Source organism: Halotalea alkalilenta (assembly GCF_001648175.1).
In the GTDB taxonomy this organism is placed as follows: domain Bacteria; phylum Pseudomonadota; class Gammaproteobacteria; order Pseudomonadales; family Halomonadaceae; genus Halotalea; species Halotalea alkalilenta_A.
Genome location: NZ_CP015243.1, coordinates 177,476 through 190,820, shown reverse-complemented (window position 1 = coordinate 190,820; position 13,345 = coordinate 177,476). Strand labels below are relative to the sequence as shown.

Genomic DNA, 13,345 nt, shown 5'->3' with positions numbered 1-13,345 from the left:
GCAGCGCTCATGCGCGAGCGGCCTGGGCGCGGGGCGATGATTGGAGGGAGATCTCTGCGGTGAGGGGGATGCTCGGGGACGATAGTGGTTTTTCAGCGCTGCGGACGCGCGGCGGCGTCCTCGCCAGACGGATCGATAGGTACGCTCGCGGCCATCGATGAGCCCATCACGTCAACGGAGCTATCCCGCAGCCGCGCAGCACGAAGGCGCTCAGTTCGTCGATGAGCTCCGCCCGACGTGGGGGTGTATCGAGGGGCTCGCCGAGCATCTTTTCGGCCTGCAGCGCATAGTCGGCGTAGTACTGGGTCAGCGCCCAGATATGCATCAACAACAGGCGTGAATTCATCGGTACCAGCTTGCCCTCGGCGATCCAGCCGTCGATCACCATGAGCTTGCGTTCGCAGAGCTCGATCATTCGCGGCCAGTGGCGTTTGAGGCGGTGGCCGCCGCTGAGCATTTCGGTGGTGAAGATGCGCGAGAGCTCCGGCTGCTCGAGGCTGAACTCGAGTTTTCGCCGGACGTAGCGCGTCAGTGCCTTGGCCGGGTCGGCGTGATGTTCGTCGAACTCGCTCAACTCTGCCCAGATCTCCAGTAGATGGGAGAGTATCTCGTCGAACAGCGACTCTTTGCCGTCGATGTAGTAGTGCAGTTGCGATTTGGTCAATCCGGCGCGCTCGGCGATCGCTTGAGTGGACGCGCCGGTGAAACCTTGTTGGCTGAACTCGATGATCGCGGCGTCTTGTATCGCAGCCATCGCCTGCTCGCGCGTCAGTTTGGTGCGTTTGCCGATCTGGCCGTATCGGCCTGAAGCGATCCTTTCCACCCGAGTACCTTCCATCGTTGTCCATGGTTATGTTTGTATCGGCCAATGATACGAGAACCTTGGCGCCGAAGGCCTCGTCATACCAATTGCCGTTGGGGAAGGGCTCGGAATCGCATGGTTGGCGGACCCATCGCCTCGACACGATGATGCGGGAGTTGCGCGGCGGCGACAATGAGACGCCTGATTCCAGCTTTGAGCGGGCGATGCCACTAAAGCCCAATATCAATTCATTTGGCGCTTCGGCCTTATGGAATCATCGAAGCCGAAGTCTCGAGGCTTTTGGTTACCGGTCTTCTGCAACGTTACAGTTCGAGCTGCGTCGCTTTTCAAATCACTGCCGAATCCAGGAGGGAGTCACTATGTCCGCGCCTGCTATCTTTAACGATAAAGACGAGCATCTTCAACACAATGGAGAGTGGTGGAGAAGCGCTGTGATCTATCAGATATATCCGCGCTCTTTCGCCGACTCCAACGGGGATGGAATCGGCGACCTGCCCGGCATCACTGCCAAGCTTGCGTACCTGTCCAAGCTCGGCGTCGACGCGATCTGGCTGTCGCCGTTCTACCGCTCGCCACAGGCCGACGCCGGTTATGACGTCGCCGACTATCGCGATGTCGATCCGATATTCGGTACCTTGGCCGACTTCGACACCATGCTTGAAAAGGCCCACGCCCTTGGCATCAAGCTGATCGTCGACCTGGTGCCCAACCACAGCTCCGATGAGCACGCCTGGTTCCAGGCTGCGCTGAAGTCGCCGGTAGGCAGCCGGGAGCGAGCGCGCTACATCTTCCGCGATGGGCGGGGCGCCAAGGGCGAGCTGCCGCCGAACAACTGGCAGAGTGTGTTTGGCGGCGATGCCTGGACACGGCTCGAGGGCCAGCAGCAGTGGTACCTGCATTTGTTCGATTCCAAGCAGCCTGATTTCGACTGGCGCAACCCCGAGGTGCTTGCCGAGTTCGAAGACGTGCTGCGCTTCTGGCTCGACCGTGGAGTCGATGGCTTCCGCGTCGATGTCGCCCACGGGATGATCAAGCAGAAGGGGCTGCCCGATTGGGACGGTAGCCAGGCGATGGTGGAGGGCGGCAATGTCGGTCCGATGTGGGACCAGGACGAGCTCCACGATATCTATCGCGCCTGGCGCAAGGTGCTCGATGAGTACGATGGTGACCGGATGATGGTCGCCGAGGCCTGGGTCAAGCCGCAGGCACGCTTGGCCCGCTACATCCGTCGCGATGAGATGCAGCAGGCGTTCAACTTCGACTACCTGCTGGCGCGCTGGGATGCCAACGAATTGAAGGAGGTGATCGACGATTCGCTGGCGCAGTCCGCCCAGGTCGGCGCGCCGACCACCTGGGTGATGTCCAATCACGATGGCGTGCGGCACACCTCGCGTTTCGGTCTCTCCCAGCCCGGCGCACGGCCGAAGGGCATCAACGCGGCGGCCGAGCAACCCGATGAGGCGCTGGGGCTTCGCCGCGCTCGCGCGGCGATCCAGCTGACCCTGGCGCTGCCCGGCTCGGCCTATCTCTACCAGGGGGAGGAGCTTGGCCTGCCCGAGCACACCACCATGGAGGACCGGTTCCGCCAGGACCCCGCGTTCTTCCGCACCGAAGGTCACGAAGTGGGCCGCGATGGCTGTCGCGTCCCGCTGCCCTGGGTCGCCGGAGCCCCCGCCTACGGCTTCGGCCCGAGCGAGGCGAGCTGGCTGCCGCAGCCCGAAAGCTTCGCGCGCTACGCCGCCGATCTCCAGGAGGGTGATGCCGAATCGACCCTCTCGCTCTATCGTCGTCTGCTGGGCCTGCGTCGTGAGTACGGCTTGGGGGAAGGCGAGCTCGAGTGGCTGCAGAGCCCGCGCAAGGACGTGCTCAAGCTGCGTAACGGCGCGGTGACCGTGCTGCTCAATCTGGGCGACGAACCGATCGCGCTGCCGGCTGGCAAGCCGCTGGCGCAAAGTGTGACGCAGCCGCTCGAGGGCGAGCTGCCCGGCAACGCCGCGGTTTGGCTGCTCGGCTAGCACGAGCATCGCGAATCGGGCGGTTTCGCCGTTCGCAGGGTAATATCATGGCGCCGATGCTTCCGAGGAGGCATCGGCGCCTTCATCGTTGGGACGCAAGCAGCACGCAGATGATGCCGCCCACACCTGATTCGCTATCGGGAGAGAGAACATGGCCAAGCAGCGCACGGGCGAGCGCCCTCGTGTGACGCTCAACCATCTTGCCGCGCGGTTGAAGGTCTCGGTGACCACGGTGTCGAACGCTTTCAACCGCCCCGACCAGCTCTCCACCGAGCTGCGCGAGCGCGTGCTCGCCGAGGCGCAGCTGCTCGGATACGACGGGCCTGACGCAATGGCTCGTGGGTTGCGCACTGGCAAGACGCACATCATCGGCGTGGTATTGACCGAAGATCTTGCCTACAGCTTCGATGATCCGATCGCCAACCGCTTCCTTTGTGGCGTTGCCCAGGTGCTCGATCGCCACGGCCACCGGCTGCTGCTGGTGCCCGAGCGTTCGCTGCGCGGCACGGGCAGCGAACTGATGGCCGATGGTTTCGTGGTCTACGGGGTAGAAAACGACTCAAGCCTGGTGGAGCGTCTACGCCAGCGTGGCAAACCGGTGGTCACGGTGGATTTCGAGCTGCCGGACCTGCCCTGCGTGCGCGTCGAGGACCGCCGGGCGATGCATGAACTGAGCCGCTGGGCGCTCGACAATACGCCGGCGCATTTCGAACCGGTGATCGTCTCGCTGCGCCTCGAGCGCTGGCGTAGCCAGGGTGAGGATGGCAAGCCGAAGCTCGAATTGATGCAGCACGTTCGCCTCGACAGCATCTGCAGCGCGCTTCAGGAGGCGGGGCACGACCCTGAGAAAGTGGCGATCTTCGATGTCGAGCACAACACCCAGCACCATGCCGAAGCGGTGCTCGAGGCTGTGTTGCAGGATCGGCGCCCACGGCTTTTGCTGTGCATGACCGACCGCATCGCGCTCGGGGCGCTGACGGTCGCCGAACGCCTTGGGCTCTCGGTGCCGGGAGATATCCGGATCATCGGTTTCGACGGGCTCGAAGAGGGGCAGCGGCGCTCGCCGCAGCTCACCACCGTCTACCAGGACAGCCAGCGCAAGGGCGAGCTCGCCGCCTGCATGGTGCTTGGTCTCGACCGCGCCCCGCGGCGAACCTTGACCGGTTGGAGCATCTACGGCGAGACCTGCCCACCGGCCTGACTCCGCTCAGGCTACCTCGCGAATGCTCTCCTCCGCGATCGCAAGCCTTACCTGGCTGCCCGGCGCAAGCAGCGATGAGGCGCTGCGATTGAGCACATCGACCGAGAGTTCCACCCCCCTGGCCTTGACCCGGTAGCGGATCACGTTGCCGAGCAGGCTGTGATCGACGATCTCGCCGGCGATCCCCTGGCCTGCGTCGAGCTGGATCGACTCGGGGCGAATCGCCACTCGACTGGAGAAGCTGCGGTCGAGCAAGCGGCCGGCGACGTCCGCATCGAGCAGGTTGTAGTGACCGATGAAGCCGGCGACGAAGGCGTCTTTGGGTGCGGTATAGAGCGTTTCGGCGCTGCCGTTCTGGACGATCTTCCCTTCCCGCATCAGCACGATGCGGTCCGACAGGCTCAGCGCCTCTTCCTGGTCGTGGGTGACGAATACCATGGTCAGTTCGAGCTCACGCTGGATGCGCCGGATCTGCTCGCGCAGATGACGGCGGATACGCGCGTCGAGCGCAGAGAGCGGCTCGTCGAGCAGCAGCAGTCTCGGGCGCACCACCAGCGAACGGGCCAGCGCCACGCGCTGGCGCTGGCCGCCGGAGAGCTGATGCGGATAGCGGGCCTCCAGGCCATCGAGCTCGACCAGCGCCAGTACCTCCGTGACCCTACGTTCCAACTCGTCCTTCCTGGTGCGCTGCATGCGCAGGCCGAAGGCGACGTTGTCGCGTACGGTCATGTTGGGAAACAGCGCATAGCTCTGGAACACCATCGCGATCCCGCGCCGCTGGGGGGCTGCGTTGCTGATCTCCTCACCGTCGAGCATGATCCGGCCGCCGTCGATCGGGGTGAGGCCGGCGAGGCAGCGTAGCAGCGTCGACTTGCCGCAGCCGGAAGGGCCGAGCAGGGTGACCAGTTCTCCACGGGAGGCGGAAAAGTCGATCTCGCTGAACACTGGATTGGCACCATAGCGCTTGTGCAGACGCTCTACGTTGAGAAAGCTCATGACGATGACGGATCCCGGTTGAGGCGGCTGGCGGCCCAGGTCACCAGCAGCACGACCATGAAGTATGAGATCACCAGGGCGCTGGTGAAGTGGCCGCTGCCATTGCGCATGTTGTTGAGATACACCTGCAGGGTTTCATAACGGGTGCCGACCAGCAGGTTGGCGAAGACGAACTCGCCGATCAAAAACGAGAACGACAGCAGTACCGCGACCACCAGGCCCTTGCGCAGGTTGGGCAACACCACGCTGAGCGCGGCGCGAAAAGTGCTCGCTCCGAGCAGATGGGCCGCGTCCATCAGGTCGCGCAGCTCGATCGCCTGGAGGTTGTTGGTCAGTGCGCGATAAAGGAACGGCAGGGCGATGGTGAAATAGCAGCCGATCAGGATCCACGGGGTGCCGACCAGTGCGAGCGGTCCGCCGGCGAAGAGCTGCAGCAGACCCACCGAGGAGACCACCGGCGGCACTGCGAACGGCAGCAGGATCAGTACGTTCATCACTGCGTCGAGACGTGGGAAGTGATAGGCGATGACGAACATGGCTGGCAGCACCAGCAGGCAGGCGAAGGCGAGGGCGCCGACGCAGACCAGCAGCGAACGCCCGAAGGCGGCGAGAAAGCGCGGCTCGCTCCAAAGGCGCAGGTACCAGTCGAAGGTCAGGCCGGCGGGCAGCAGGCTCGCCGACCATTGCGTCGCCAGCGAGTAGAGCAGGGTGGCGGCCAGTGGCAACACCAGCACCAGCAGTAGCAGCCACACCACCAGCCGGTGGTACACGCTAGCCCTTGCCATGGTAGCTCCTCTTCAGCAGCCACTGGTGGACCACGGTGATCACCGCCATCAGTGCGACCAGCAGCATCGCCAGAGCGCTGGCGAGATTGGGGTCGAGGTAGATGTCGCCGGCGACCAGCGCGGCGATGCGTACCGGTACGACGTTGAAGTTGCCAGTGGTCAGCGCATAGACCGTGGCGTAGGCGCCCAAGGCGTTGGCGAGCAGAATCACGAAAGTGCCGAGCAGAGCCGGTGTCAGTACCGGCAGGGCGATATGGCGCCAGTAGCGCAGCGGACCCGCGCCGAGCAGCGCTGCGGATTCACGCCAGTCGTCGCGCAGTGCGTCGAAAGCGGGGTAGAGCAGGAGTACGCCGAGGGGGATCTGGAAGTAGGTATAGATCAGGATCAGCCCACCCTTGGTGTACAGGTTGAAGCCCTCGATCACCCCGAGCTGCTTGAGCAGTAGGGTCAGGGTACCGTTGAAGCCGAGCAGGATGATGAAGGCGAAGGCCAGCGGGACGCCGGCGAAATTGCTGGTCATGTTGGTGAAGCTGATCACCATGTCGCGCAGCCGGGAATCGACCTGGCGTAGCGACTGCACCCCGATCACCGCGATCGCGAGTCCCAGCAGGCTCGACCACAGCGAGATTTCCAGCGAGTAGCGAATCGCCTGGAGGTAGAAGGGCGAGTCGAGCACGTCGCGATAGTTCGAAAGGCCCCATTCCCCATCCACGGTGACGAAGCTCGCCACCATAATCCAGGCCAGCGGGACGAGTTGGAATACGGCGAAGAACAGGATGAAGGGCAACAGCAGCAGCAGCGCCCAATAGCGATGCTTCATGCCAAAAGCTCCTCGCCGGCTAGGTGGTCATGGGCGAGCCCGTCGAATATCACCATGATGATGTTCAACCCACTCACTGCATGTTGATCAGTACGTGCTCCTGCCACTGCCGCGGCAGCCGCTGGGCGCTCTGTTCCCACGCGGCGGCATCTTCGACCGGGCGGGCGGCGGCATACTGCTCGGCTGGCAACAGCTGGGCGGCGACGTCTTCGGGCAAGGTGAGGTGCTCGGCCCGGATCGGACGGGCGTAGCCGCGGGCCAGGTTGATCTGGCCTGCATCGGAGAAAATGTACTCGCGGGCCAGTTTGGCCGCGTTGGGGTGCTTGGCGTACTTGTTGATGATCGTGGTATAGCCGGAGGTCAGCGAACCGTCGGAGGGAATCAGCACCTCGAAGCGGTCGCGGTCGATCTGGTCGCGGTAGTTGAGGGCGTTGAAGTCCCAGACGATGCCGACCTCGACTTCGCCGCGCTCGATGTTGCTGATCACCGGGTTGGTGAACGACAGCCTTCCTTGCTTTGCGAGCTCGGCGAAGAAGTCGAGCGCCGGTGTCAGGTCGTGTTCGCTGCCGCCGTTGGCATAGGCTGCGGCGAGCACCCCGCTTGCCGCCTGGGAAGCGGCGCCAACGTCACCGATGGTCACCTTGTAGTCGCCTTCGAGCAGATCGGCCCAGCTATGGGGCACCTCATCGACCAGCTGCGTGTTGACGATGAAGGCTATGGTGCCGGTGTAGGCCAGCGCCCAGTGGCCGTCTTCATCTTTGGCCCAATCGGGAATCTGTGCCCAGGTGGTCGGTTTGTAGGGCTGGGTAACGCCCCTTTGCACCGCGCGCGGGCCGAAGGAGGCGCCGACATCGCCGATGTCGGCGGTGGCGTTCTCTCCCTCGGCGGCGAACTTGGCGATTTCCTGGGCCGAGCTCATGTCGGTGTCGATGTGCTCGAGCCCATAGATCCGCTGCAGGTCCTCCCAGGTGTCCTTCCAGTTGGCCCAGCTGTCCGGCATGCCTACGCTGTCGACCCGGCCCTCCTGGCGTGCGGCTTCTTCCAGCTCGGAGGGAATCTCGGCCGCGGCGAGGCCGCAGCCCATGGTGATGGTCAGACCGATCATTGAAGCGAGCAAGCGATTCATGCGGTACTCCTGGACGGGACGAGGGATGGATCTGGTCTAGATCAGCAAAACCCGAGCCAATTTAGTCCGTCGAGATGATATTTCGCTGTGCCTGGTCGTCATGGTTCGCTGCGCAACCCTTGAAAACACTGGCACGGGGCTTGCTTTTCATCTGTGCGTCATCGGCTGAGCGATGATGGCGCGAGCCGTGTCGGCGCGTCCCGTGACACTTTCGTCAATCTGGTCTAGTCCAAAATGGAGCAATCGAGTGTCCGATGCCCCACCACGTTCCATCGGCGCTGTCGGCACCATCAGACAGGCGCTGGTCGAGCAGATCGGCCAAGGCTTGCTGCCTCCGAACGGCAAGCTGCCGGCGGAGCGCAGGCTCAGCGAGCTGTTCGACACCACCCGGATCACCCTGCGCGAGGCGCTGAGCCAACTGGAGGCGGAGGGATTGATCTACCGCGAGGAGCGCAGGGGATGGTTCGTTTCGCCTGCCCGGGTGCGCTACAACCCGCTGGCACGCACCCACTTCCACGCCATGGTCGAGGCACAAGGCCGCTCACCCGCCACCGAGGTGGTTCATGCCCGGCTCGTTCCGGCCAGTGGCGAGGTCTGTGCCTTGCTTGCGCTGCCGGCGCTGTCCAAGGTGATCCAGATCCGCCGGGTGCGCAGGATCGACGGGCGCCAAGTGCTGTATGTCGAACACAATCTCAATCCGGCTTATTTCCCCGGCCTGCTCGAGCTCGATCTCACCCGCTCGCTCACCGAGCTCTATGCTGGGCAGTACGGCATTCGCTATGGCCGGGTGCGTTTCGAGATCACCCCGATCGCGCTGGCCGCCGACGCGGCGCTCGCGCTTCGGGCTGCGGCCGGTAGCCCGGCGCTGCAGATCACCCGGGTCAACCGGGATCAGTTCGACCGCATCATCGACTGCGACCTGGAGTACTGGCGTCACGATGCCATCCAGGTCAGCGTCGAAGTCCCCGAGCAGTCTGAATGAGCCGCGCGGCTCGCCCACGCCAGGCGGGATTTCTTTCCTCCCGCCCAGTGCGCGTCTTCTCCTACTTTGGTCGTAAAAATCTTCTTGCATGCCCGATGACAGCGCCTTCCCGTTTGGTTTGCGGCTAAGGTCTAGCTGTGGGTAGAAGCTGCTTTGGAGTATTCCTGGGCTGCGTTCTTTAACGATCAAGATAGCGACGACGTTGCTTGATCGAAACATCCGCACAGTCGGCTGCAAGGGGTCCTCAATGACCGAAGCCATGTCATCGATCGAGTCACCGAACCGCAGCGGCGGCCCCCCTCGCGGGCGGGCGACTCGGGTGCGTCGCCAACGGGTGCGCGCCGCCTGGTTGTTTCTCTCTCCCATGCTCATCGGCCTTGCGCTGGTCGCGGGCTGGCCGCTGCTACGCACGCTGTGGTTCAGCTTCACCGACGCCGAGCTCAATGACCTGGCCGCCGCGCAGTGGATCGGGTTCGAGAACTACCTGCTCTATGAGGATGGTATTTGGTACGGCGTGCTCGCCGATCCGGACTGGTGGAACGCGGTGGGCAACACGCTTTACTTCACCGTGGTATCGGTGAGTCTCGAGGTGGTGCTCGGGGTGATCGTTGCGCTGGTGCTCAACGCCAAGTTCAGAGGGCGCACGCTGGTTCGGGCGGCGATGCTGATTCCCTGGGCGATCCCGACCGTGGTGTCGGCGCAGATGTGGGCATGGATGCTCAACGACCAGTTCGGCATCCTCAATCATGCGCTGATGGTGCTGGGCGTGCTCGACGCGCCGCTGGCCTGGACCGCCGATGCCAATCTTTCGATGTGGGCGGTGATCATGGTCGATGTATGGAAGACCACGCCGTTCGTGGCGCTTTTGGTGCTCGCTGCGCTGCAGATGCTGCCCTCGGACTGCTACGAGGCCGCGGAGGTCGATGGCATCCACCCCGTGCGGGTGTTCTTCCGCGTCACCCTGCCACTGATCACCCCGGCGCTGCTGGTCGCGGTGATCTTCCGCGTGCTCGACGGGCTGCGCATCTTCGACCTGGTCTACGTGCTGACCTCCAACTCGGCGAGCACCATGACCATGTCGGTCTATGCTCGCCAGCAGCTGGTCGAGTTCCAGGACGTCGGCTACGGCAGTGCCGCCTCCACGCTGCTGTTTTTGGTGATCTCGCTGATCGCAGTGATCTATCTCTACCTTGGCCGTCGTCAACTGGGAGTCTCGAGATGAGCGCCAACGTCGCCTCCCGTTCCCGCTCGCGCCGCAGCGGTCTCGCGCCGCTCAAGCGCGCGCTCTGCCGGCTCGGTTTCTGGTGCCTGGTGCTGGTGCTGGGTATCTATGCGGTGTTCCCGTTCTATTACGCGATCATCACCTCGCTCAAACCTTCCAGCGCGCTGTTCGACGTGAGCTTCTGGATCCAGAGCTTCGATCTTTCCAACTACCGCGCTCTGTTCGCTCAGCCGACTTTCGTACGCAGCATCTTCAACTCGGTGCTGGTCGCCGTCTGCGTGGTCTTTCTGGCGCTGCTGCTCGCGCTCACTGCCGCCTATGCGCTGGGTCGAGTGCGTTTTCGCGGGCGCGGAGCGGTGCTGGTGATCGTGCTCGGCGTATCGATGTTCCCGCAGATCGCGGTGCTCTCCGGGCTGTTCGAGGTGATTCGTTGGCTGGGGCTCTACAACACGCCCTGGGCGCTGGTGCTTTCCTACACCATTTTCACCCTCCCGTTCACCGTCTGGGTGCTGACGACCTTCATGCGCCAGCTGCCCCACGAGCTCGAGGAGGCGGCGATCATGGACGGTGCGACGCCGTGGGTCACCCTGACCCGGGTGTTCCTGCCGTTGATGTGGCCGGCGATGGCGACCACCGGCCTGCTCGCCTTCATCGCAGCCTGGAACGAGTTCCTCTTCGCCTTGACCTTCACCCTGACCGACTCGCAGCGCACCGTGCCGGTGGCGATCGCGCTGATCTCCGGTGGCAGCCAGTACGAACTGCCCTGGGGGCCGATCATGGCCGCGTCGGTGGTGGTCACCGTGCCGCTGGTGGTGCTGGTAGTGATCTTCCAGCGGCGCATCGTCTCGGGACTCACCGCTGGGGCGGTGAAAGGCTGACGCAGCTGCCGTGCGCGGACGCACGGCAGCCGATCGATCATGACAAGCCGGGTACTGCCCGGGCATTCGGGAGGTGCAACGCGATGGCCAATGTCGAACTGAGCGGAGTCGAGAAGCGCTTCGGCGCCAACCGCATCATCCATGGCGTCGATCTGAACATCGAAGACGGTGAGTTCGTGGTCTTCGTCGGCCCGTCGGGCTGTGGGAAATCGACCTTGCTGCGGCTGATCGCCGGGCTCGAGTCGATCAGCGCTGGCGAGCTCAGGATCCAGGGCGAGCGGGTCAACGAGCTGCCGCCCAAGGACCGCGGGGTGGGCATGGTCTTCCAGTCCTATGCGCTCTATCCGCACATGAACGTATTCGACAACATGGCATTCGGGCTCAAGCTCGCGGGCGGCGGCAAGGAGGAAGTGCGCCAGCGGGTGATGGAGACCGCCAAGATTCTCCAGCTCGAGGAGCTGATGGGGCGCAAGCCCAAGGAGCTTTCCGGCGGCCAGCGCCAGCGTGTGGCGATCGGCCGGGCGATGGCGCGTGAGCCGGATATCCTGCTGTTCGACGAGCCGCTCTCCAACCTCGATGCGGCGCTCAGGGTGCGCATGCGGGTCGAGATCGCACGACTCCATGAGCGGCTCAAATCGACCATGGTCTACGTCACCCACGACCAGATCGAGGCGATGACCCTGGCCGACAAGATCGTCGTGCTCAGCGCAGGAAGGATCGAGCAGGTCGGCTCTCCGCGTGAGCTGTTCGAGCGCCCGGTCAACAAGTTCGTCGCCGGCTTCATCGGTTCGCCGAAGATGAACTTCTTCGAGGTGCGGCTGGTCGCCACCGGCGCGCATACCGTGGTCGAAGGGGCGGGCATCCAGCGGCTCGAGCTGCCATTCGAGACTGGAGCGCTGGCCGTCGGTGATAGCGTCACCCTCGGCATGCGCCCCGAGCATCTCAAGCTGGAGCAGGCCGGGACGGATGCCGGTTTCGTCGTCGGCAACGTCGAGTACCTCGGCAACGAAGCCTATGTCTATCTGATCGCCAACGGCGCGCGCGCCTCGCTCGAGGAGGACCCGCCGGTGTGTCGCACCGAGGTCGATACGGGCTTGAAGCGCGGTGACCGGGTGAACCTGGTGCCGGATCTCGAGCGCATCCAGCTGTTCGGGCCCGACGACCGCGCGCTGGCAAGGCGCGAAAACCGCGTCGACAGTCCCGCCAGGGCAGCGCTGTGAGCCGTCTGCGTGGTTGGGGCGCCTGCGCTTTGGCGTTGGCGCTGGTTGGAGGGCAGGCGGCGAATGCCGAGGGGGTCACCATCCGCTTCACCTGCGGTGGCGGCGATGTCTCGGACACCCCTTGTGTCCGTGCCGCCCAGGAGTGGGCCGAACTCACCGGTAATCGTGTACAGCTGGTCTCGATGCCTTTTTCGGGCACCGAGCAGCTGGCGCTTTACCAACAGCTCCTGGGCTCGCGTTCGCCCGACATCGATGTCATGACGATCGACTCGGTCTGGCCCGGGGTGCTCGGCGATCACCTCGTCGATCTGGCGGGCCACCTGCCCGCTGATCTCACCGATGGCCAGTTTCCCCGCGTGGTGGACAACAATATAGTCGAAGGTCGGATGGTCGCATTGCCGGCCTTCGCCGACGTCAGCATCCTCTATTACCGTGAGGATCTGCTCGAGAAGTACGATCGGCCGGTGCCCGAAACCTGGGACGAACTCACCGAGACCGCTGCGTACATCCAGCGTGAAGAGCGCGCCGCGGGCAATCGGGGGATGTGGGGATATGCCTTCCAGGGGCGCTCCTACGAAGGCTTGACCGTCAATGCGCTCGAATGGCTGCTCTCCGAGGGTGGCTCGAACTACATCGATGCCGATGGCCGGGTGGATGTGCTCTCGGCGCCGGCCGAGCGGGCGCTGACCAGGGCCGCGGGCTGGGTGGGTACGATCTCGCCGCCCGGCACGCTCAACTACACCGAGGAGGAGGCGCGAGCGGTGTTCCAGAACGGCAACGCAGTGTTCATGCGTAACTGGAGCTACGCCTGGGCGCTGGGCCAGAACGCCAACAGTGCGGTACGCGGCAAGATCGGCGTGACCCTGATGCCGCGCGGCGAAGGCGGCGGGCATGTTTCGGGGCTGGGTGGCTGGGGGCTTGCGGTGTCGCGCTATTCCCGCCATCCCGAGCAGGCCGCGTCGCTGGTGGCCCATCTCGGTGGATACGAGGCACAAAAGCGCGCGGCGATCGAGCGTTCAGCGATGCCGACGTTCGAAGCGCTCTACGATGATCCCGAGGTGCTCGCCGCCGTGCCGTTCATGGCCGAGCTGCGCGAACCGTTGGCCAATGCGATGCCGCGCCCGGCGTCCGAGACTCGTACGCTCTATCCGCGGTTCACCACCGCGGTGTTCTCGCGTACCCATCGTGCGCTGTCGGGAGAGTCGACCGCGGATGAGGCGCTGCAAGGGCTCAATCGCGATCTGCTGAGGATTTCGCGCCGAGGATGGTAGCGCGCG

12 protein-coding genes are annotated in these 13,345 nt (G+C 64.2%); 7 read left to right on the top strand and 5 right to left on the bottom strand.

What is annotated here, in order from left to right; genetic code table 11:
• Positions 1-166: 166 nt before the first annotated feature.
• Positions 167-754, bottom strand: a complete 588-nt coding sequence (locus A5892_RS00910; protein ID WP_064124225.1) for a TetR family transcriptional regulator C-terminal domain-containing protein — start codon at positions 752-754, stop codon at positions 167-169.
• A 500-nt stretch (positions 755-1,254) separates the two neighbouring features.
• Between A5892_RS00910 and A5892_RS00905 the strand changes: the two genes are divergently transcribed.
• Positions 1,255-2,838 carry a glycoside hydrolase family 13 protein gene (locus A5892_RS00905; RefSeq protein ID WP_223302753.1) on the top strand — a complete coding sequence of 528 codons (1,584 nt, stop codon included), beginning with the start codon at positions 1,255-1,257 and terminating at the stop codon, positions 2,836-2,838.
• A 151-nt stretch (positions 2,839-2,989) separates the two neighbouring features.
• Positions 2,990-4,039 (top strand): LacI family DNA-binding transcriptional regulator, encoded by a 1,050-nt coding sequence (locus A5892_RS00900; RefSeq protein ID WP_082890202.1) that lies wholly within the window; start codon positions 2,990-2,992, stop codon positions 4,037-4,039.
• Positions 4,040-4,045: 6 nt separating this feature from the next.
• On the opposite strand, the gene A5892_RS00895 is transcribed toward A5892_RS00900, so the two are convergent.
• The 4 genes from A5892_RS00895 to A5892_RS00880 form a co-directional block, all read right to left on the bottom strand.
• Positions 4,046-5,035: an ABC transporter ATP-binding protein gene (locus A5892_RS00895; RefSeq protein ID WP_064121188.1), complete on the bottom strand. Its 990-nt coding sequence runs from the start codon at positions 5,033-5,035 to the stop codon at positions 4,046-4,048.
• A complete protein-coding gene (locus A5892_RS00890) occupies positions 5,032-5,820 on the bottom strand; it encodes an ABC transporter permease (protein ID WP_064121187.1) in 789 nt (262 codons plus the stop codon). The genes A5892_RS00895 and A5892_RS00890 overlap by 4 nt, the downstream gene beginning before the upstream one ends.
• Positions 5,807-6,640: an ABC transporter permease gene (locus A5892_RS00885; RefSeq protein WP_064121186.1), complete on the bottom strand. Its 834-nt coding sequence runs from the start codon at positions 6,638-6,640 to the stop codon at positions 5,807-5,809. Before A5892_RS00885 ends, A5892_RS00890 begins: the two co-directional genes overlap by 14 nt.
• Positions 6,641-6,713: 73 nt before the next feature.
• Positions 6,714-7,766: an ABC transporter substrate-binding protein gene (locus tag A5892_RS00880; RefSeq protein WP_064121185.1), complete on the bottom strand. Its 1,053-nt coding sequence runs from the start codon at positions 7,764-7,766 to the stop codon at positions 6,714-6,716.
• Between the two features lie 247 nt (positions 7,767-8,013).
• Between A5892_RS00880 and A5892_RS00875 the strand changes: the two genes are divergently transcribed.
• From A5892_RS00875 to A5892_RS00855, 5 genes are all read left to right on the top strand, one after another.
• Complete coding sequence (locus A5892_RS00875) at positions 8,014-8,748, top strand: UTRA domain-containing protein (RefSeq protein ID WP_064121184.1); 735 nt, start codon at positions 8,014-8,016, stop codon at positions 8,746-8,748.
• 247 nt (positions 8,749-8,995) lie between these two features.
• Positions 8,996-9,970, top strand: coding sequence for a carbohydrate ABC transporter permease (locus tag A5892_RS00870; protein ID WP_064121183.1), 975 nt, complete (start codon positions 8,996-8,998; stop codon positions 9,968-9,970).
• Positions 9,967-10,848: a carbohydrate ABC transporter permease gene (locus A5892_RS00865; RefSeq protein WP_082890201.1), complete on the top strand. Its 882-nt coding sequence runs from the start codon at positions 9,967-9,969 to the stop codon at positions 10,846-10,848. The genes A5892_RS00870 and A5892_RS00865 overlap by 4 nt, the downstream gene beginning before the upstream one ends.
• An 83-nt stretch (positions 10,849-10,931) precedes the next feature.
• Positions 10,932-12,068 (top strand): ABC transporter ATP-binding protein, encoded by a 1,137-nt coding sequence (locus A5892_RS00860; RefSeq protein ID WP_064121182.1) that lies wholly within the window; start codon positions 10,932-10,934, stop codon positions 12,066-12,068.
• A complete protein-coding gene (locus A5892_RS00855) occupies positions 12,065-13,339 on the top strand; it encodes an ABC transporter substrate-binding protein (protein ID WP_082890200.1) in 1,275 nt (424 codons plus the stop codon). The genes A5892_RS00860 and A5892_RS00855 overlap by 4 nt, the downstream gene beginning before the upstream one ends.
• Positions 13,340-13,345: the final 6 nt, after the last annotated feature.